This is a genomic window from Micromonospora haikouensis (assembly GCF_900091595.1).
GTDB classification, from domain to species: Bacteria; Actinomycetota; Actinomycetes; order Mycobacteriales; family Micromonosporaceae; genus Micromonospora; species Micromonospora haikouensis.
Map to the genome: position 1 here is coordinate 19,109 of NZ_FMCW01000016.1, position 17,972 is coordinate 37,080.

The 17,972-nt window shown below is 75.8% G+C and carries 18 protein-coding genes; 6 read left to right on the forward strand and 12 right to left on the reverse strand.

Annotation, left to right across the window (positions count from 1 at the left end; translation table 11 throughout):
- Positions 1 to 22: 22 nt before the first annotated feature.
- The 9 genes from GA0070558_RS17535 to pcaH all read right to left on the reverse strand — a co-directional run bounded on the left by GA0070558_RS17535 (position 23) and on the right by pcaH (position 7,658).
- On the reverse strand, positions 23 to 805 hold the full coding sequence (locus tag GA0070558_RS17535) for an IclR family transcriptional regulator (RefSeq protein WP_091281271.1): 783 nt from the start codon (positions 803 to 805) through the stop codon (positions 23 to 25).
- 141 nt (positions 806 to 946) lie between these two features.
- Complete coding sequence (locus GA0070558_RS17540; RefSeq protein WP_091281278.1) at positions 947 to 2,128, reverse strand: thiolase family protein; 1,182 nt, start codon at positions 2,126 to 2,128, stop codon at positions 947 to 949.
- Positions 2,125 to 2,895 carry a CoA-transferase subunit beta gene (locus GA0070558_RS17545; RefSeq protein WP_077939720.1) on the reverse strand — a complete coding sequence of 257 codons (771 nt, stop codon included), beginning with the start codon at positions 2,893 to 2,895 and terminating at the stop codon, positions 2,125 to 2,127. The genes GA0070558_RS17540 and GA0070558_RS17545 overlap by 4 nt, the downstream gene beginning before the upstream one ends.
- Entirely contained in the window at positions 2,892 to 3,710 is an 819-nt protein-coding gene (locus GA0070558_RS17550) for a CoA transferase subunit A (protein ID WP_091281284.1), read from the reverse strand. The genes GA0070558_RS17545 and GA0070558_RS17550 overlap by 4 nt, the downstream gene beginning before the upstream one ends.
- Positions 3,711 to 3,834: 124 nt before the next feature.
- On the reverse strand, positions 3,835 to 4,251 hold the full coding sequence (pcaC, locus tag GA0070558_RS17555) for a 4-carboxymuconolactone decarboxylase (protein WP_091281287.1): 417 nt from the start codon (positions 4,249 to 4,251) through the stop codon (positions 3,835 to 3,837).
- Positions 4,241 to 5,023 (reverse strand): 3-oxoadipate enol-lactonase, encoded by a 783-nt coding sequence (gene pcaD, locus GA0070558_RS17560; protein WP_176734252.1) that lies wholly within the window; start codon positions 5,021 to 5,023, stop codon positions 4,241 to 4,243. The genes pcaC and pcaD overlap by 11 nt, the downstream gene beginning before the upstream one ends.
- Positions 5,020 to 6,387 (reverse strand): 3-carboxy-cis,cis-muconate cycloisomerase, encoded by a 1,368-nt coding sequence (gene pcaB / locus GA0070558_RS17565; protein WP_091281290.1) that lies wholly within the window; start codon positions 6,385 to 6,387, stop codon positions 5,020 to 5,022. The genes pcaD and pcaB overlap by 4 nt, the downstream gene beginning before the upstream one ends.
- A complete protein-coding gene (gene pcaG, locus GA0070558_RS17570) occupies positions 6,362 to 6,934 on the reverse strand; it encodes a protocatechuate 3,4-dioxygenase subunit alpha (RefSeq protein WP_043968424.1) in 573 nt (190 codons plus the stop codon). The genes pcaB and pcaG overlap by 26 nt, the downstream gene beginning before the upstream one ends.
- Positions 6,927 to 7,658, reverse strand: a complete 732-nt coding sequence (gene pcaH / locus GA0070558_RS17575; protein WP_091281294.1) for a protocatechuate 3,4-dioxygenase subunit beta — start codon at positions 7,656 to 7,658, stop codon at positions 6,927 to 6,929. Before pcaH ends, pcaG begins: the two co-directional genes overlap by 8 nt.
- A 137-nt stretch (positions 7,659 to 7,795) precedes the next feature.
- Between pcaH and GA0070558_RS17580 the strand changes: the two genes are divergently transcribed.
- Entirely contained in the window at positions 7,796 to 9,331 is a 1,536-nt protein-coding gene (locus tag GA0070558_RS17580; RefSeq protein ID WP_091281297.1) for a gamma-glutamyltransferase, read from the forward strand.
- 85 nt (positions 9,332 to 9,416) lie between these two features.
- Entirely contained in the window at positions 9,417 to 10,436 is a 1,020-nt protein-coding gene (locus tag GA0070558_RS17585; RefSeq protein ID WP_091281299.1) for a phosphotriesterase family protein, read from the forward strand.
- Between the two features lie 30 nt (positions 10,437 to 10,466).
- Here the strand turns inward: GA0070558_RS17585 and GA0070558_RS17590 are convergent, their stop codons facing one another.
- Entirely contained in the window at positions 10,467 to 11,723 is a 1,257-nt protein-coding gene (locus GA0070558_RS17590; RefSeq protein ID WP_141722233.1) for an MFS transporter, read from the reverse strand.
- Complete coding sequence (locus tag GA0070558_RS17595; RefSeq protein WP_091281305.1) at positions 11,720 to 12,220, reverse strand: RidA family protein; 501 nt, start codon at positions 12,218 to 12,220, stop codon at positions 11,720 to 11,722. Before GA0070558_RS17595 ends, GA0070558_RS17590 begins: the two co-directional genes overlap by 4 nt.
- Before the next feature lie 64 nt (positions 12,221 to 12,284).
- Here GA0070558_RS17595 and GA0070558_RS17600 point away from each other — a divergent pair, with 64 nt between their 5' ends.
- Positions 12,285 to 12,788, forward strand: a complete 504-nt coding sequence (locus GA0070558_RS17600; protein ID WP_091281308.1) for a RidA family protein — start codon at positions 12,285 to 12,287, stop codon at positions 12,786 to 12,788.
- Positions 12,789 to 12,846: 58 nt separating this feature from the next.
- Here the strand turns inward: GA0070558_RS17600 and GA0070558_RS17605 are convergent, their stop codons facing one another.
- The gene (locus tag GA0070558_RS17605; RefSeq protein WP_091281311.1) at positions 12,847 to 13,608 is read right to left on the reverse strand and encodes a sulfite exporter TauE/SafE family protein; all 762 of its coding nucleotides are present in this window, start codon (positions 13,606 to 13,608) and stop codon (positions 12,847 to 12,849) included.
- Positions 13,609 to 13,767: 159 nt separating this feature from the next.
- Between GA0070558_RS17605 and GA0070558_RS17610 the strand changes: the two genes are divergently transcribed.
- The 3 genes from GA0070558_RS17610 to GA0070558_RS17620 all read left to right on the forward strand — a co-directional run bounded on the left by GA0070558_RS17610 (position 13,768) and on the right by GA0070558_RS17620 (position 17,971).
- Positions 13,768 to 15,495 carry a gamma-glutamyltransferase family protein gene (locus tag GA0070558_RS17610; protein ID WP_091281314.1) on the forward strand — a complete coding sequence of 576 codons (1,728 nt, stop codon included), beginning with the start codon at positions 13,768 to 13,770 and terminating at the stop codon, positions 15,493 to 15,495.
- 33 nt (positions 15,496 to 15,528) lie between these two features.
- Positions 15,529 to 16,884, forward strand: coding sequence for an amidohydrolase (locus GA0070558_RS17615; RefSeq protein ID WP_141722234.1), 1,356 nt, complete (start codon positions 15,529 to 15,531; stop codon positions 16,882 to 16,884).
- A 211-nt stretch (positions 16,885 to 17,095) separates the two neighbouring features.
- Positions 17,096 to 17,971, forward strand: coding sequence for an ABC transporter permease (locus GA0070558_RS17620; RefSeq protein ID WP_141722235.1), 876 nt, complete (start codon positions 17,096 to 17,098; stop codon positions 17,969 to 17,971).
- The last annotated feature ends 1 nt before the right edge of the window (position 17,972 follow it).

Consider the following 17,972-nt stretch of genomic DNA (forward strand, 5'->3'; position numbering starts at 1 on the left):
GGCGGTCCGGACCGGTGCCGGTTCACCGGCCCGGACCGGCCGCCAGGTCCTCCTCGACGCGCTTCGCGGTGGCCAGCAGGGGCGGCAGCAGCTCCGTGCGGATCGTCTCGGACGGGCCGCGGCTGGCGTGCGCGGAGACGTTGATCGCGGCGACCACCGCCCCGTCCTCCCCGTGGATCGGCGCGGCCAGCGAACGCAGCCCCTCCTCCAGCTCCTGGTCCACGATCGCGTAGCCCTGCGCGGCGATCGTGGTCAGGGCGGCGCGCAGCCGGGCCGGGTCGGTGACGGTGTGCCGGGTCAACGGCCGCAGCCGCGCCGTGGCGAGGTAGTCGTCCAGCCAGTCGGCGGGCTGCGCGGCGAGCAGCACCCGGCCCATCGACGTCGCGTACGCGGGGAAGCGGCTGCCGACGCTGATCCCCACCGTCATGATGCGTCTGGTGGCGACGCGGGCGACGTAGACCACCTCGTCGCCGTCGAGGACCGACACCGAGCAGGACTCGCGCACCTGCGCGGCCAGCGCCTCCAGGTGCGGCCGGGCGACCTCCGGCAGGCCCAGGCCCGACAGGTAGGCGTAGCCGAGGTCGAGCACGCGCGGGCGCAGCGAGAACAGCCGCCCGTCGGTGTGCACGTAGCCCAGCTCGACCAGGGTGAGCAGGAAGCGTCGGGCGGCGGCCCGGGTCAGCCCGGTGGCCCGGGCCACCTCGCTGAGGGTGAGCCGGGGGTGCTCGGCGTCGAACGCGCGGATCACGGCCAGGCCGCGCTCCAGCGACTGGACGAACTCGCCGGATCGCGCCGCGTCGGTCACTCGGTCTCCTGCCGCAGGGTCGCCCGGGGCGGCCTGGCGCACCCGTCACCGTCGGTGGCCAGCGTAGCCGCGCCGCCCGGGGTGGCCGGCACCGGTGCCCCGCGGGTCGCGCGGTGTCGGCGCCCGGGACCGGTCGTCCCGTCACGCCTCCAGGACGACGGCCAGGCCCTGGCCCACCCCGATGCAGATGGCGGCGAGCCCCCGGCCCCCGCCGCGGCGGTGCAGCTGCCAGGCCAGTGACCCGAGGATGCGGGACCCGGAGGAGCCGAGCGGATGGCCGAGGGCGATGGCGCCGCCCTGGGGGTTGACGATCGCCGGGTCGAGGTCGGGCCAGTGGGCCAGGCAGGCCAGGGACTGCGCGGCGAACGCCTCGTTGAGCTCGACCACGTCGAGGTCGCCCCAGCCGAGCCCGGCGCGGCGCAGCGCCTCCTCGGCGGCGGCCACCGGGCCGATGCCGAACAGGTGGGGCTCGATCCCGGTGACGGCCCGGGAGACGATCCGGGCCAGCGGCGCGCGGCCGATCTCCCGCGCACCGGCGGCGTCGGCGAGCAGCAGGACGCTCGCCCCGTCGTTCAGCGGCGACGAGTTGCCGGCGGTGACCGTGCCGGCGGGCCGGAAGACCGGCTTGAGTCGGCCCAGCGCCTCGGCGGTGGTGGCCGGCCGGATGCTCTCGTCCCGGTCGACGTCGGTGCCGGGCACCGGGACGACCTCGTCGGCGTACGCGCCGTCGCGCCAGGCCCGGTCGGCCCGCTGGTGGCTGCCCAGCGCGAACTCGTCCTGCCGCTCGCGGGTGATCCCGTGGCGTTCGGCGAGGATCTCCGCGCCCTCGCCCAGCGCCACCGTCCACTGTGCCGGCATCGCCGGGTTGACCATCCGCCAGCCCAGCGTGGTGGAGTGCAGCGTCTCGTGCCCCCGGGGGTAGGCCCCCTCGGGCTTGGGCAGCACCCACGGCGCGCGGCTCATCGACTCCACCCCGCCGGCGAGGCAGATCGACGCGTCGCCGAGGGCGACGGCCCGGGACGCGCCGATGACGGCCTCCAGGCCGGAGCCGCAGAGCCGGTTGACGGTCGCCCCGGGCACCGACGGTGGCAGGCCGGCCAGCAGGACGGCCATCCGGGCCACGTCCCGGTTGTCCTCACCGGCGCCGTTGGCGTCGCCGAGGAGCACGTCGTCGATGCGCGCCGGGTCGAGCCCGGGGCTGCGGGCGACGACCTCCCGCACCACGTGCGCGGCGAGGTCGTCGGGGCGTATGCCGGCCAGGCCGCCGCCGTGGCGGCCGATGGGGGTGCGGACGGCGTCGAGCACGTACACGTCGCGGGTCATGGCGTCGCCTTCAGCGTGGCCTGCAGGGCCCGCAGCGCGGCGAGCTCGTCGGGGGTGGGGGGCTCGTTGGTGGTCAGCCCGTCGGCGACGGCGAGCGGCCAGCCGGTGGCCGCCCGGGCCTGCTCGACGGTGACGCCGGGGTGCAGCCGGGTGAGGGTCAGCTCGCCGGTGGCCGGGTCGGGTTCGAGGACGCCGAGGTCGGTGATCACCGTCCGGGGGCCGCCGCCGCGCAGCCCGAGCCGGGCCCGGTCGCCCGGCCCCGTGCCGTAGCCGACGGAGGTGACGAAGTCGACGCGCCCGGTGAACGTGCGCCGGCTCTGCCGGACGATGACGACCACCTCGCCGCAGGACGCGGCGATCTCCGGGGCGCCGCCGGCGCCGGGCAGGCGGACCGCCGGGTCGGCGTAGGAGCCGCCGATGACGGTGGTGTTGATGTTGCCGTGGCGGTCGAGCTGGGCCGCCCCGAGGAAGCCGACGTCGATGCGGCCGGGCTGGAGCCAGTAGTTGAACACCTCCGGCACGGAGACGACCGCGTCGGCGGTGTCGGCGAGGATGCCGTCGCCGATGGACAGCGGCAGCCGGTCGGGCTTCGCGCCGAGGCAGCCCGACTCGTAGACCAGCACGAGGCCGGGGGCGTGGGTGACGCGGGCCAGGTTCGCCGCAGTGCTGGGCAGGCCGATCCCGACGAAGCAGACGGTGCCGTCGCGCAGCTGCCGGGCGGCGGCGACCGTCATCATCTCGTCGGCCGACCAGTCCGCCGCGCTCACGCCGGCACCTCCGTCGTCAGCACGTGCCGGGCGATCCAGGCCCGGAAGGTGTCGCGGTCCCGGCTGATCGCGTCCCAGTCGCGGTAGAAGTCGTTGTCGCGCACCGAATAGCCCTGCGTGTACGACGGGTGCGCGCCGCCTGGGACCCGGGCCACCGCCGTGATCGCCCACCCGGGCAGGACGACCTGCCCCGGCACCGGCGTCAGCTCGTCGACGAACTCCTCGACGGTGACCAGGGACCGGCGCGCGGCGAGCACGGCCTCCTTCTGCACGCCGGTGATGCCCCACATCTGCACGTTGCCGACCCGGTCGGCGCGCTGGGCGTGCACCACGGTCACGTCGGGCCGCAGCGCGGGCAGCGCGGTCAGCGTCTCGCCGGTGAACGGGCAGTCGACGGTGCGGATGGTGGCGGTGTGGCGGGGCAGGTCGGTGCCGGTGTAGCCGCGCAGCACGGCGAACGGCAGGCCGGAGGCGCCCGCGACGTAGCGGTTGGCCATCCCCGCGTGGCTGTGTTCCTCCAGCTCCAGGGGCGCCGGCCAGGAGTGCTGCACGGCGTCGCGGAAGCGGTGCAGCGAGCCCACGCCGGGGTTGCCGCCCCAGGAGAAGACGAGGCGGCTGGCGCAGCCGGCCCCGATGAGCTGGTCGTAGATGACGTCCGGGGTCATCCGCACCAGGGTCAGGCCGCGCCGCCCCTGCCGGATGATCTCGTGACCGGCGGCGAACGGGATGAGGTGGGTGAACCCCTCCAGGGCCACCACGTCCCCGTCGTGCACCAGCTCGGCGATCCCGTCGGCCAGCGAGACGATCTTCGCCATCGCCCTCCCGCCTCCTGTGCTGTCGTCGTCCGCGCTGTCGTGTTCGCTATGCGGACGGGTGTACTCATGTCGAACGTAGTGCCCGGCGGCGGAGGTCGTCAACGGCGACGGCGTGCCGCGTCGGTCACTCGTCCTCCTGCCGCAACGCCCGCCGGGCCACGGCGAACGCCCGGTTCGCCGCCGGCACCCCGGCGTAGACGCCGACCTGGAGCAGGACCTCGCTGATCTCCTGCGGGGTGAGGCCGTTGCGCAGGGCGGCGCGGACGTGCATGGCCAGCTCCTCGTCGTGGTGCCCGGTGGCGAGGACCGCGAGGGTGATCACGCTGCGGGTGCGCCGGTCCAGCCCGGGGCGCGACCAGATCTCGCCCCAGGCGTAGCGGGTGATCAGGTCCTGGAAGTCGGCGGTGAACGCGTCGGTGGCGGCGATGGCCCGGTCGACGTGGGCGTCGCCGAGGACCTGCCGGCGGACCGCCATGCCGGCGGCGTGCCGGTCGCGCTCGGGCGGGAGACCGGATGGCTCGGGTGCCGGTTCAGGCGTCACGGTGTGTCTCCTCGGCGAGGTGGTCGCGCAGCAGGCGGCCGACCTGCCCGGGCTGCTGCACGTTGGCCAGGTGCGCGGCGTCGGCGACGACCGCCAGCCGGGCCCCGGGGATCCGTTCGGCGATCAGCCGGGCGTGCGGCACGGGGGTGGCCTGGTCGTCGGCCCCGGCGACGACCAGGGTGGGCGCCCGGATGCCGGTCAGGTCGTCGCGCAGGTCCATCGTGGAGATCGCCGCGCAGCACGCGGCGTACCCGTCGGCAGGCGTCGAGGCCAGCATGGCCCGCCAGGCGGCGACCGCCTCCGGCCGGGCGGCGGCGAAGCCGGGCGTGAACCAGCGGGCCACCACGGCGTCGGCCACGGCCGGCAGGCCGCCTGCGCGCACGGCCGCCGCCCGGTCGTGCCACCTCCGCGCCGGGCCCAGGGCCGCCGACGTGCACAGCAGCGCGAGCCGGCCGACCCGCTCGGGCGCGTGGGCGGCCAGCCACATGCCGACCATCCCGCCGAGGGAGAGCCCGGCGTAGTGCACGCGCCGGGCGTCGAGGTCGTCGAGCAGGCGCAGCACCTCCCGGCCGAGCAGTTCGATGGTGTATGGGCCCGGCGGTACCGCCGAGCGGCCGTGGCCGAGGTGGTCGTACCGGACCACCCGGAAGTGGGCGGTGAGCTCGGCCAGCTGCGGTTCCCACATGGCGGCGGTGGTGCCCAGCGAACTGCCGAGCACGAGGACCGGCGCGTCGGGCGGGCCGTCGACGGTGGCGTGCAGGCGGGACGTCACGAGGGCCCGGCCCGGTGCGCGCGGTGGTCGGCCAGCGCCCGGTCGACGAGGAGCCCGGCGGAGCCGAGCCAGCCGTACGGGTCGAGCGCCTCGTCGATCCCGCGCGGACCCAGGTGCGCGCGGATCTCGGGGGCGGCCAGCAGCGCGGCGCGGAAGTCGGGCCCGGCCGCGGCCCGCGCGACGACGTCGTGCGCCGCGCCCCGGCCCAGGGCGGGCGTCAGCCGCGCGGCCACCGCCTCGGCCAGCACGAGGCCGCCGGTGGCGTCGAGGTTGGCCCGCATCCGGCGCGCGTCGACCCGCAGCCCGCCCAGCATCCGGGCGGTGCGGGCGGCCGCGCCGCCGGCCAGGTGCAGCAGGTCGAGCAGCGGCTCCCACTCGGCGTGCCAGGCTCCGGCGGCCCGCTCGTGCTCCTGCACGGCGGCGGCGTACAGGGTGGCGACCAGGCCGGGCCCGCGCCGCGCCGCCGCGCCGACGAGGACCGAGTCGACCGGGTTGCGCTTGTGCGGCATCGCCGACGAGCCGCCCCGGCCCGGCCCGGCGCCCGTGGCCGCGCCGCCCTCGGCCGCCTCGCCGACCTCGACCTGGGCGAGCAGCCCGACGTCCAGCGCGGTCTTGCCGGTGGCGGCGAGCAGCCCGCCGAGCGCGGCGGCGAGGTCGAGCAGCGGCTGGCGGCGGGTGTGCCAGGGCAGCGGGCTCGCGGCGAGGCCGAGGTGGGCGGCGAAGCGGGCGGCGACCGCCGGCCCGGCCGGGCCGAGCGCGGCGAGCGTGCCGACCGCGCCGCCGAGCTGCGCCGGCAGCGCCGCGCGGACCGCGTCGAGCCGGGTCCGGGCCTCGGCCAGGCCGACCAGCCAACCGGCGGCCTTCAGGCCGAACGTGGTCGGCGCGGCCTGCTGGCCGAGGGTGCGGGCGAGCATGACCGTGTCGCGGTGGGCGGCGGCCAGCCGGGCCGCGGCGTCGGCGGCCCGGTCCAGGTGGGCCAGCAGCGGCCCGGCCGCCCGCGCCGCGACCAGCATCAGCGCGGTGTCGAGGACGTCCTGGCTGGTCGCCCCGAGGTGCACCCAGGCGCGGGCCGGCTCGGGCAGGGCCGCGGTGAGCTGCCGTACGAGCGGCACCACCGGGTTGCCGGCGTCCTCGGCGGCCCGGCCGAGGGCCGCCGGGTCGAACAGGTCGGCCCGGCAGCACGCCCCGATCGCCTCGGCCGCCGCCCGGGGCAGCACCCCGCAGTCGGCCCCGGCGGCCGCGAGCGCGGCCTCGGCGTCCAGCAGCGCCCGCAGCAGCGCCCGGTCGGTGAGCTGCGCGTCGACCCCGGGGTCGCCGGACAGGCCCGAGAGCAGGCCGTCAGACGGCGAAGAAGACGGTCTCATCGTCACCCTGGAGCCGGATGTCGAAGCGCACCCCGTCGGCGGATTCCCGGCCGACGAGGGTGCCCCGCCGGTCGGCGTCGACACCGCGCAGGACGGGGTCGGCGGCGTTGGCCGCCGGCTCGTCGGGGAAGTAGAGCCGGGTCACGACCCGGTGCAGCAGCCCGCGCCCGAACACCGAGAGGTTCAGGTGCGGCGCCTCGGTCCCGCCGTCCGGTGCCGGCAGGGCCCCGGGCCGCACGGTCAGCAGCGCGTACCACCCCTGGTCGTCGGTCTCGCTGCGCCCGAACCCCCGGAAGCCGGCCACCGACGACGCCCGCGCGCCGCGCGGGTCGTCGGGGTGGTCGAACCGGCCGTCCGGGTCGGCCTGCCAGCTCTCGACCAGGGCGTCCACGACCGGCGCTCCCGCGCCGTCGGTGATCCGGCCGCGCACCCAGAAGGAGCCCGGGGTGCCGGGCGGGACCACGTGCGGGCCGTCGGGCCAGCGCAGGCCGATGCTCAGGTACGGCCCGACGGTCTGGGCCGGGGTCACGCCGTGGCGCTCACTCATCGTCGTCCTCGTCCTCGAAGGGCGTGCTCTCCCGGCCCCGCAGCACGATGTCGAACTCGTACGCCAGGGCCCACTCGGGGCGGGTCGTCGCGTGGTCGTAGCGGGCGACCAGCCGCTGGCGCGCCGCCGGGTCGGGGATCGAGTTGAGCACCGGGTCCTGGAAGAAGAGCGGGTCGCCGGGGAAGTACATCTGCGTCACCAGGCGCTGGGTGAACGCCCGGCCGAACAGCGAGAAGTGGATGTGCGCGGGCCGCCACGCGTTGTCGTGGTTGCGCCAGGGGTACGCGCCCGGCTGCACCGTGACGAACCGGTAGCGCCCCCGCTCGTCGGTGCAAACCCGGCCCACGCCGTCGAAGTGGGGGTCCAGCGGCGCAGCCCAGTTGTCCACCGCGTGCCGGTAGCGGCCGGCGGCGTTGGCCTGCCAGATCTCCACCAGGGTGTGCGGCACGGGTCGCCCGTCGCCGTCGTGGACCCGGCCGTGCACGATGATCCGCTGGCCGAGCGGCTCGCCGTCGTGCTGCCGGGTCAGGTCGTGGTCGAGCGGGCCGAGCCGGCCCTCGCCGAGCAGCGGCCCGGTGACCTCCGTGAGCCGCTGCGGCAGGTACACCAGCGGTCGGCTCGGCGCGCGGAGCACCGTCGACCGGTAGCCCGGGCTGAGCAGGGGCGGGTGGGCGTCGACGTCGTCACGCCGGTAGTTCGGCAGCGTGCTGACGGGGTGGTCCATGGGGCGACTCCCTCGCGGGTTGGATCCACGCATGCTACTTTTGGATCCCTTGATTGGAAAGTGGGGGCCCGCGTGAGCAGACTCGACGACGTACCGCACGACGCTGCCACCGTCGCCGCGCGACGCAGGTCGGGGTCATGACCGTCGCCCTCGCCGCCCCGCACCACGAGGCCGTCCGCGCCAGCGAGCGCGCCGTCGCCGCCGGCGGCAACGCCCTCGACGCGGCCCTCGCCGCCGCCTGCGCGCTCACCGTGGTCTACCCGCACCAGTGCGCCCTCGGCGGCGACCTCATCGCGGTGGTCCGCTCGCCCGAGGGGGAGACGACGGCGGTGGTGGCGGCGGGCACCGCGCCGCGCGGGATCGACCGGCCGGCGGCGGGGTGGCGGACCATGCCGGGGCAGGGCGCGCACTCCGTCACCGTCCCCGGCGTCGTCGCGGGCTGGCGGGAGCTGGCCCGGCTCGGCGCGCTGCTCCCGCTCGCCACGCCGCTGCGGGAGGCGGCGGCCGTCGCCGAGGCCGGCACCCGGGTCAGCGCGGGGCTCGAACGCGCCCTCGACAGCCGCCGCGACACCGTGCTGGCCGACCCGGGGCTGAGGTCGGTGTTCGCGCCCGACGGGCGTCCGCTGCGGCAGGGGGCGACGCTGCGCCAGCCGGCGCTCGCGGCCACGCTGCGCCGGCTCGCCGCCGACCCGCGTGACCTGTACGAGGGGGAGACGGCGCGGGCCATCGTACGGCTGCTGGGATCCCTGGGCGGTGCCCATACGCTCGCCGACTTCGCCGGCTACCGGCCGCAGACGGGGCCGGCGGTGACCCGGGAGATCGCGGGCCGCACCTGGTCGGTCGCGCCGCCCCCGTCCGTCGGGGCGGTCCTGCTCGGTGTCGCGGGCGCGGTGGCCGACGGCGACGGCGAACCCGACCCGGCGCGCCTGCTCGACGCCAGCCTGGCCGGGGTCGCCGCCCGGGCCGGGTTCCTCGGCGACCCCCGCACGGGCGGGGCCGACCTGGCGGCCCTGCTGCGGCTCGACGCCCCTGCGGCCGCCGCCGGCCCGGCCGAGCCGCCCGCCCGCGGTGACACGGTCGCGGTGGTGGCCAGCGACGACCTCGGCTGGAGCGTCTCGCTCGTGCAGAGCGTCTACCAGACCTTCGGCGCGGGCCTGCTCGAACCGGAGACCGGCGTCGTGCTGCACAACCGGGGCGCGGCGTTCAGCCTCGACCCCGCGTCACCGGCGCGGCTCGTGCCCGGGGCCCGGCCCCCGCACACGCTCTGCCCGGTCATCGTCCACTCCGCCGAGGCCACGGTCGTCGCGGGCTGCCAGGGCGGCCGCGCCCAGCCGTGGATCCTGGCCCAGCTGGTCCCCGCGACGACGGACCTGGCCCGCCCGCTCGACGAGGTGCTGGCCCGGCCGCGCTGGGTGGTCGGCGACGTCGACCTGGGCCACGCCGACCTGACCCTGGTGGCCGAGCCGGGCGTGGACGACCGGGCGGTCGACGCGGCGCGGGCCGCCGGCCTGCCCGTCGCCTGGTTCCCGGGCCGGGCCGACGCCGCCGGCCACGTCCAGGTCGTGCGCAGGCGCGCCGGGCGCGACGGCGCGGCGTTGCAGGCCGCCAGCGACCCCCGCGCCGACGGCGCGGCCGTGGTGGTCCGGGCCCCGGGCCCCCACCACCGAGCCTGAGCCCTGCCCGAGTCCGGGTCGCAGTCCGAGCCACCGTCTGGCTCGTGGTCCGAGCCACCGTCCGAGTCCGACCAGAAGGAGCACCATGCCGATCCACACCGTCCTCGGGCCGATCGCGCCGGAGCAGCTCGGGCCGACGTCCATGCACGAGCACCTGCTGAGCGATCTGCGCATCTGGTCGAAGCCGCCCCGGGAGCTGCCGCCCGTGGGCGTGCCGATGGGCCCGCAGCTCGCGTCGTACCTGCGATGGAACGCGCTGTCGCTGGAGGAGAACCTGATCCTGCACGACCCCGACGTCGCCGCCGAGGAGCTCGCCCACGTGCGGGCGGCCGGCGGGTCAGCCGTCGTGGAGCTCACCCTGGAGGGGATGGGCCGGCGCGTCGGGGACCTGCCGGAGATCGCGCGCCGCGCCGGGGTGCACGTCTGCGTCGGCTCGGGCTTCTACGTGGAGGAGACGATGCCGGCGCACGTGCGGGCGGCGGGCGTCGACGAGCTCACCGAGCTGCTCGTGGCGCAGCTGACCGACGGCATCGGCGACACCGGCATCAGGCCCGCCCTGCTCGGCGAGATCGGCACGAGCTGGCCGATCACCGACGCCGAGTGGCGGATGGTGCGCGCCGCCGGCCGGGCCGGCGCCCGCACCGGCGCGGCCGTCTACATGCACCTGTCCTTCCGGGGCGCGGGCGGCGTACCGGTGCTGGCGGCGCTGCTGGAGGAGGGGATGCCGGCGGACCGCGTGGTCATCGGCCACCTCGACGAGCGGTGGGACCGCGGCTACCACCGCGAGATCGCCCAGGCGGGCGCCGTGCTCGCCTACGACACGTTCGGCTCGGACTTCTACTACGGCACGCCGGCCCTGCGCAATCCCACCGACGCGGAGCGGCTCGACATGGTCGGGTGGCTGTTGAGCGAGGGGTTCGGCGGGCAGCTCGTGGTCGGCGCGGACGTCTGGACGCAGGCGAACCTCCGCCGCAACGGCGGCAACGGCTACGACCATCTCTTCCGCCGGATCGGCCCGGCGATCGCCGACCTCGCCGGGGGCGACCCCACCGTCGTCGACACGATCCTCGTCGGCAACCCCCGCCGCCTGCTCGACCGCCCCTGACCACTGCCGGGCGGGGCCCGGGCCGCGTCGTCAGCCGGCGGCCGGCCCGGGCACCCCGTCGGCCGGGTCGGGTGCCGCGCCGGGCCGGCCAGGTGCCGCGCCGGGCCGGTCGGGCGGGGTTTCGCGGGCGAAGGCCGCGACGACGACCAGCGCCGCCACCTGCAGCGCCGCGACGAGGAGGAACGCCCAGCCCGTCGAGGCGGCGGCGATGACGAGCCCGCCGACGAGCGCGCCGCTGGCGTTGCCGAGGCCGGTGAAGCTGGAGAACAGGCCGAGGCCGAGGGCCTGGTTCGCGCCGTCCAGGCCCCGGGCGGCGAGCATCGTCAGCGACGGGTACAGCGGCGAGAATCCGATGCCGATCAGGACCTGGGCCGCCGCGGCCACCCAGAAGTTCGGCGCCAGGCCCATGGTGACCAGGCCGGCCGCGAGCGCGCACAGCGAGACCGCGGTCGCGCGGACCGGGCCGATCCGGTCCGGCAGGCCCGCCAGGGCGATCCGCGCCCCGATCACGCTGATCGAGAAGACCGCGAACACGGAGGCCGCGCCCGTGACGCCGCCGGCCCGCACGCCCCGGGCCTGGAGGTGGACGAGGAGGAAGCCGAGCATCAGCCCCTCGCCGCACCAGGCCGCGGCGGCGACGACGCCCGGCACCCAGACCGCGCGGAAGGAGCCCCGGACCGCGCCCGCGCCCCGGCTGTGGGGGGCCGCCGGTGGCCGCGCCGGCCGGGGCAGCCAGGCGACGAGTACGACGGTGGCCACCTCCAGGACGGCGCACAGCGCGAACACGCCGGCGGGCCCGACCGCCTGGTTCACGGCCACGCCGACCTGCGGGCCGACGGCGAGCCCGAGCCACACGCTCAGCCCGAAGACGCTCAACGCCCGGCCGCGTTGCCCGGTGGGCGCCAGCGCGACCAGCCAGGCCATGACGAGCGTCATCGCGGCGGCGTTGCCGAGGCCGAACAGCAGCCGGGCCGGGCCGGCGCCCCACAGGGAGGGCACCGCCGCCAGCAGGAGCATCCCGAGTGCCGCCGTGCCGCCGCCGGCCAACGCCACCGTCCGGTAGCCGCGTCGGTCGCCGAGCATCCCGGCCACGGGCATGGCGGCCATCGAGGCGACCGCGCTGAGCGAGATGAGCACGCCGGACAGGGACGCGTCGCCGCCGAGCACGCGTTCGACGTAGCCGGGGATGATCGGGGTGCTGGCGGAGTTGGTCATCGCGCCCAGGGTCGAGGCGGCGAAGAGGAGCCAGAAGGGTACGGTCCGGGTGACGTCGCGGGGCGACGTCATGACGCCGTCGGTTCCGGCGCGCACTCCAGGCTGAGCCACAGCTCGAAGCAGTTGCGCCGGGACAGCGCGGTCGCGCCGATCGACGCCCGCCCCACGCTGCCGACCTCGTCGCCGAACACCTCGACGAAGAGGTCGGTCGCGCCGTTGGAGACCTCGTGCAGCGGCTCGAACCCGGGTGGGCAGGCCACGAAGCACAGGGCGCGGGACAGGCTCACCACGTTGTCGAGCGAGCCGAGCGCGAGCCGGATCATCCCGAGCGTGTGGACCGCGGTCAGCCGGGCCGCCTGGTAGCCCTGCGCGACCGTGACGTCGACCCCGACCACCCCGGGGTGCAGCCGTTCCCCGGCCCGGTTCTCGGGCGTGAGCCCGCTGAGTTCGAGCAGGTCGCCGATGCGGTGGAACGGCTTCAGCCGGCCGTAGCGCCGACCGTACGGTGGGTCGGCGTAGTCGGGGATCTCCAAGCCGAGGTCCCGGACTCTCTGTTCCGCACTGGCCACAGATTCTCCCGCTTTGTATCCGAAGATGGTTAGAGTGGATCCACTTTAACCGGAGGAGGCTGGCATGACGACCCCGACCCCTGAGCAGCGCGTGGCCGAGCTGGGCCTGGTGATCCCCGACTACGCCGACCCGCCCTACGGTGAGCGGTACGGCGCGATGAAGCCGTTCCACCGGTCGGGGCGCATCCTCACGCTCGGCGGCATGACCCCGGAGGACCGGCAGGGCAACAAGGTGTTCCCGGGCCGGGTCGGCGCGACCGTCACGCCGGAGCAGGGCTACGAGGCGGCCCGCTACACCGCCGTCAACGTGCTCGGGCTGATCCGCTTCGCGGTCGGCTCCCTCGACGAGGTCACCTCCTTCGTGCGTACCCTCTGCCTGGTCGTGACGACCCCGGAGTTCAGCGACGTCAACCTGGTCGCCAACGGCGCGGGCGACCTCTTCGTGGAGGTCTTCGGCGACCGGGTCGGGCGGGCCACCTCGGCGAGCATGGGTGTGCTGAGCCTGTCGGGCGGCAACGTCTTCGAGATCCTCACCGTCGTCGAGACCCGCCGCGCGGCCGACTCCTGACCCGCCCTCCGGGTGGGGCGCGCGGCCGGCGGCGGTCGTCCGCCCCGGCCGCGCGGGGTCAGAACGCCCGGACCAGCAGCACGCCGCCGACGACCGCGCCGAAGGCGATGATGATCGCGCGCAGCAGTCCGGGCGGCAGCCGTCGGGCGAGCCGGGCGCCGAGGAAGCCGCCGAGCATGGTCGCCGGCACCAGCACCCCGGTGGCGGCCCAGTTGACCGGCCCGAACACGCCGTAGACCAGGATGGTCACCACGCCCACCGTCGCCGACAGGACGTTCTTCAGCGCGCTGACCCGGCGCAGCGATTCGTCGAGGACGAGCGCCAGGCCGGCGATGAGCAGCAGGCCGAGTGCTGCGTTGAAGTAGCCGCCGTACAGCCCGCAGCCGAAGACGGCCAGGTGCAGGGCCGCGCCGGCCCGGCGGGGGGAGTGGGCCCGGGGCTGCCCGGCGATCGCGCGCAGCCGGGTCTGGAACGCCAGCAGCGCGGTCGCGCCGAGCACCAGGAACGGCACCACGACGTCGAACACCGCGCGGGGCGTGACCAGCAGCAGCACGCTGCCGCAGAGCGCGCCGACGATCGCCGTCGGCACCGCGCGGCGGATCCGCTGGGCCTGCCCGGCCAGGTCGGCGCGGCTGCCGAGGACGCTGGCGCCGTAGCCGGGCGCGACGGACAGGGCGTTGGTCACGTTCGCCGACACCGGCGGCAGGCCGATGCCCAGCAGTGCGGGGAAGGTGATCAGCGACCCGCCACCGGCGACGGCGTTGACGATCCCGCCGGCCAGGCCGGCGAGCAGCAGGAGGGCGGCCTGGGACGGGGTCACGATTGGCACTCGCGCATTGGATCCAATGTCATGTAGCATGGATACATCACTCGGGCACGGAAGGCCACCCCGGCTTCCGCTGCCGGTCCCGGCTCCGCCGGGGTCCCGCCGACCCGCCCTGTCCAGACGGCACAGGCGCCGCTGACGAAGAGGAGCCCGATGGGCCACGAGAGCGCTCCGGCTTGGCACGTACCCCACCCGACCGTCCTGGGCACCCGGCATGCCGTCTCGTCCGGGCACTACCTCGCCAGCTCCGCCGCCCTGGCGATCCTCGACGCCGGCGGCAACGCCGTCGACGCCGGCTGCTGCGCCGGTATGGCGCTGGCCGTCCTGCACGCCGACGAGGTCAACTTCGCGGGCGTGGCCCCGATCATGATCCGGATGGCCGACGGGACGACCGTCAGCATCGACGGCCTCGGTGTGTGGCCCGCGGGCATACCGGCCGACCTCTTCCAGCGCGAGCACGGCGGCGCGATCCCGCGCGGCCTGCTGCGCACCGTCGTGCCGGCGGCCCCCGACGCCTGGATCACCGCGCTGCGCGACTACGGCACGATGAGCTTCGGCCAGGTCGCCGAGGCCGCCATCCGGCTCGCCCGCGACGGTTTCGCGGCCTTCCCGCTGCTGGTCGAGGGGATCACCGCGCGGCAGCGCGGCTACCGCAACTGGCCGGCGAACGAGGCCATCTACCTGCCCGAGGGCCGGCCGCCCCGGGTCGGCGAGCGGTTCGTCCAGACCGATCTCGCCCGCAGCATCCAGCTCATGGCCGATGCCGAGGCGGCCACCACCGGCGGCCGGTTGGCGGGCCTGGAGGCCGCCCGGGCGGTCTTCTACGAGGGCGAGCTGGCCGAGCGGATGGTCGCGTACCACCGGGAGAACGGCGGCTACCTCACGGCGCGCGACCTCGCCGACTTCCGCTGCCGCTACGAGCCGGTCCTGACCACCCGCTGGCGCGACTTCGACGTGCTGACCTGCGGCGCCTGGTGCCAGGGCCCCACGCTGGCCCAGACGCTGCAGATCCTCGAGGCGTACGGCCTGCAGGACCTGGAGCACAACTCGCCCGGGTACGTGCACCTGGTCGTCGAGGCGCTCAAGGGCGTCTTCAGCGACCGCGAGCACCTCTACGGCGACCCGGCGTTCGTCGACGTCGACGTCGAGCGGCTGCTGTCGACCGCACACGCGGCGGCCCGCGCGGCCGGCATCGACGCCGACCGGGCCCACCCGGGCCTGCCCGACCTGATCTTCGGCACGCCGCAGCAGCTGCCCGAGCCCCAGGACTACGACGAGCTGCCGGTCGTCGGCGAGGGCGCGACCTCGTACGTCTGCGTGGTCGACGCCTGGGGCAACGCGTTCTCGGCGACGCCGTCGGACGGCGCCTCCACCTCGCCGGTGATCCCCGGCACCGGGTTCGTGCCGTCGCTGCGCGGCATGCAGTCGCGGCCCGACCCGGCGCACCCGTCGGGCGTCGCCCCGGGCAAGCGGCCCCGGCTCACCCCGAACCCGGCGATCGTGGTGCGCGACGACGGTTCGGTCATGCCGTTCGGCTGCCCCGGCGGCGACATGCAGGTGCAGGCGATGGTGCAGGTCTTCCTCAACGCCTTCCACTTCGGGATGCCGTTGCAGGAGGCCGTGAACGCGCCGCGCTTCTCCACCTGGAGCTTCCCCAACTCGTTCGCCCCCTTCGACTACCTGCCGTCCCGGCTGTTCCTGGAGGACCGGTTCCCCGCCGGGACCCTCGAGGCGCTGCGCGCCAGGGGGCACGACGTGCGGTCCTGGCCGCCGTTCACCCGGGACGCGGCGGCCGTGGAGGCGATCTACCGCAACGCCCGCACCGGCTTCCTGGAGGCGGCGGCCGACCCGCGCCAGCCGGCGGCGGCGTACGTGTCCTGACCGCCCTTCGAGCAGCTCCGTGAGGAGATCGTGGTGAGCGTTGAACCCCCGTACGTGATCGCCGGGCGGATCCACACGATGGACCCGGCGCGCCCGCTGGCCGAGGCGATGGCGGTGGACGGCGACCGGATCGCCGCCGTGGGCACCCGGGCCGAGGTGCTCGCCGCCTGCCCCGCCGGGGTCGGCGTCGAGGAGCTGGGCGGCGCGACGATCACCCCCGGCCTCATCGACACCCACCTGCACATGCAGCGCGGCGGCCTCAAGATCATTCATGACCTCGGCGACGCCACCCACGATCTCGACCTGGTGATCGCGACCATGCGGGAGAAGGGCTTCGCGGCCGGGTGGGGGCCGCAGCCACCGACCCCCGCTGACCGGGCCGCCGCCCTGCGGCTGGTGCAGCCGCTGATGCACCAGCTCGGCTTCACCGGGATCATCGACCCCGCGGCGACGCCGGACGAGCTGCGCGGCTACCAGGAGAGCCGGCGGCGGGGCGAGCTGACCATGCGGGTGGTGGCCATGCCGTACCCCGAGGTGGGCGGGTTCGCCGACCCGGACGTCGACGGGGCGATCGGGTGGCTGCGGGGCCTGGGCCTGCGCACCGGCGACGGCGACGACCTGCTGCGCGTCGGCGGCATCAAGGTCTACTTCGACGGTGAGGCGATGAAGGGCGAGGCGCTGCGGCGCACGCCGTGGCCGCACAGCGGCTCCACCGGGCGGCAGCGCCTGCCCACCGCGCAGTTCCAGCGGCTGGTGGACTTCTGCGCCACCGAGGGCTGGTCGGTCGGGGTGCACGCGGTCGGCGGCGCCGCGATCGCCGCGGTGCTCGACTGCTTCGCCGAGGCCGACCGCAAGCACCCCATCGCCGGCCGGCAGTGGCAGGTGATCCACGGCTACCTGGAGGTCGAGCCGGAGTCGATGGCCCTCGCCGCCCGCCTCGGCGTCGTCCTGGCCGCCCAGCCGTCGATCCCGCTGCGCAACGCCGCCGGCCTCGTCGCGCAGCTCGGCGCGGGGGCGGAACGGATGAACCCGCTGCGGTCCTGGCTCGACGCGGGGGTCCCGGTGGTGCTCGGCTCCGACGGCCCGTTCTTCCCGTTCGACCCCCGCGAGCTGATCTGGTCGGCGGTCACCCGGCGGGTCCGGGGCCGGGCGGAGCCGCTCGCCCCGCAGGAGGCGATCACCGTGGCGGAGGCGCTGGCCGCGTACACCGCGACGGCCGCCGTGGCGGCCTTCGACGGCGACCGGCGGGGCCGCCTCGCGCCCGGCCGGCTGGCCGACTGGGTCGCCTTTGACCGGGACCCGTTGGGCGTGCCGCCCGACGAGCTGCCGACCCTGCGGGTGCTGCGCACGGTGGTCGGCGGCCGGACGGTCCACCGGGCGCCGGCATGAGCGCCGGGGCCCGCCACCTGCCGTCGACGGGACGGGTCGCGGTTGTTTACACATCGGCAACACACGTGGGACGCTACGGGATCCATAAAGCAATACCGTGGATCCAATGCAGTTCGTTTCGGTGGAAGGGAAACCGGATGACTCATCGGCCGCAACCCCAGCTCGCAGCGTACGTCGGGGCAGCGCAGGCAGCGAAGCGGAGCGCGCCAAGATGACCATGGAACAGGCTCTCGCCGCGCCGGCCACCACCCGACGGCGCAGGCCCATGGCGGACGGCGCCGCCGCCGAGCGGCGCTGGCTGCTGTGGCCGCCACTGGTGTTCTTCCTCCTCACCGTCGCCGGGCCCGTCGTCGCGCTGGTCCAGCAGGCGCTCTCCGGCGAGGGCAACGCCTTCGCCGAGTCCCTGCGGATGGAGGTCTTCGTCGACTCCGTGTGGCGCACCCTGCTGCTCGCGGCGGTGGTGACCGTGGCGACGGTCGTCGTCGGCACCTGCTACGCGTTCGCCATCGCGGTCGGGCCGGTGTGGGTCAAGGCGCTGCTCATGGGCGGCCTGCTGATCTCCCTCTGGACGTCGGTCATGGTGCGCACGATCGGCTGGATGCTCCTCGAACTCCCGACCGGCGCGCTCTTCTGGGTGCTGGAGCTGCTGCATCTGCGCAGCGAGCCGATCGACTTCTACCAGAGCACCGCGGCGATGTACCCGGCGATGATCGCCGTGATGCTGCCGTTCGCCGTGCTGCCGGTGCTGGCGTCCGTCATCGGCTTCGACCGCGAGCAGCTCAAGGCCGCCACCGTCTTCGGCGCGGGGCCGCTGCTCACCCTCGGCGCGGTCGTGCTGCCGGCGATCCGCCAGGCCATGATCAGCGGCGGCGTCCTGGTGTTCGTGATGAGCCTGGGCTTCTACGTGACCCCGCTGCTGCTCGGCGGGCCCGCCAACATGACCATGTCCGGCATCATCAACGGCCAGCTCAACACCGCCAACCGCGCCGACGTCGGCGCGGCGATGAGCCTGCTGCTGGTCGGCGGCACGGTGGCCATCTACCTGGTCGCCGACCGGCTGTTCAAGGTCAGCGAGAGGTGGGGCTGAC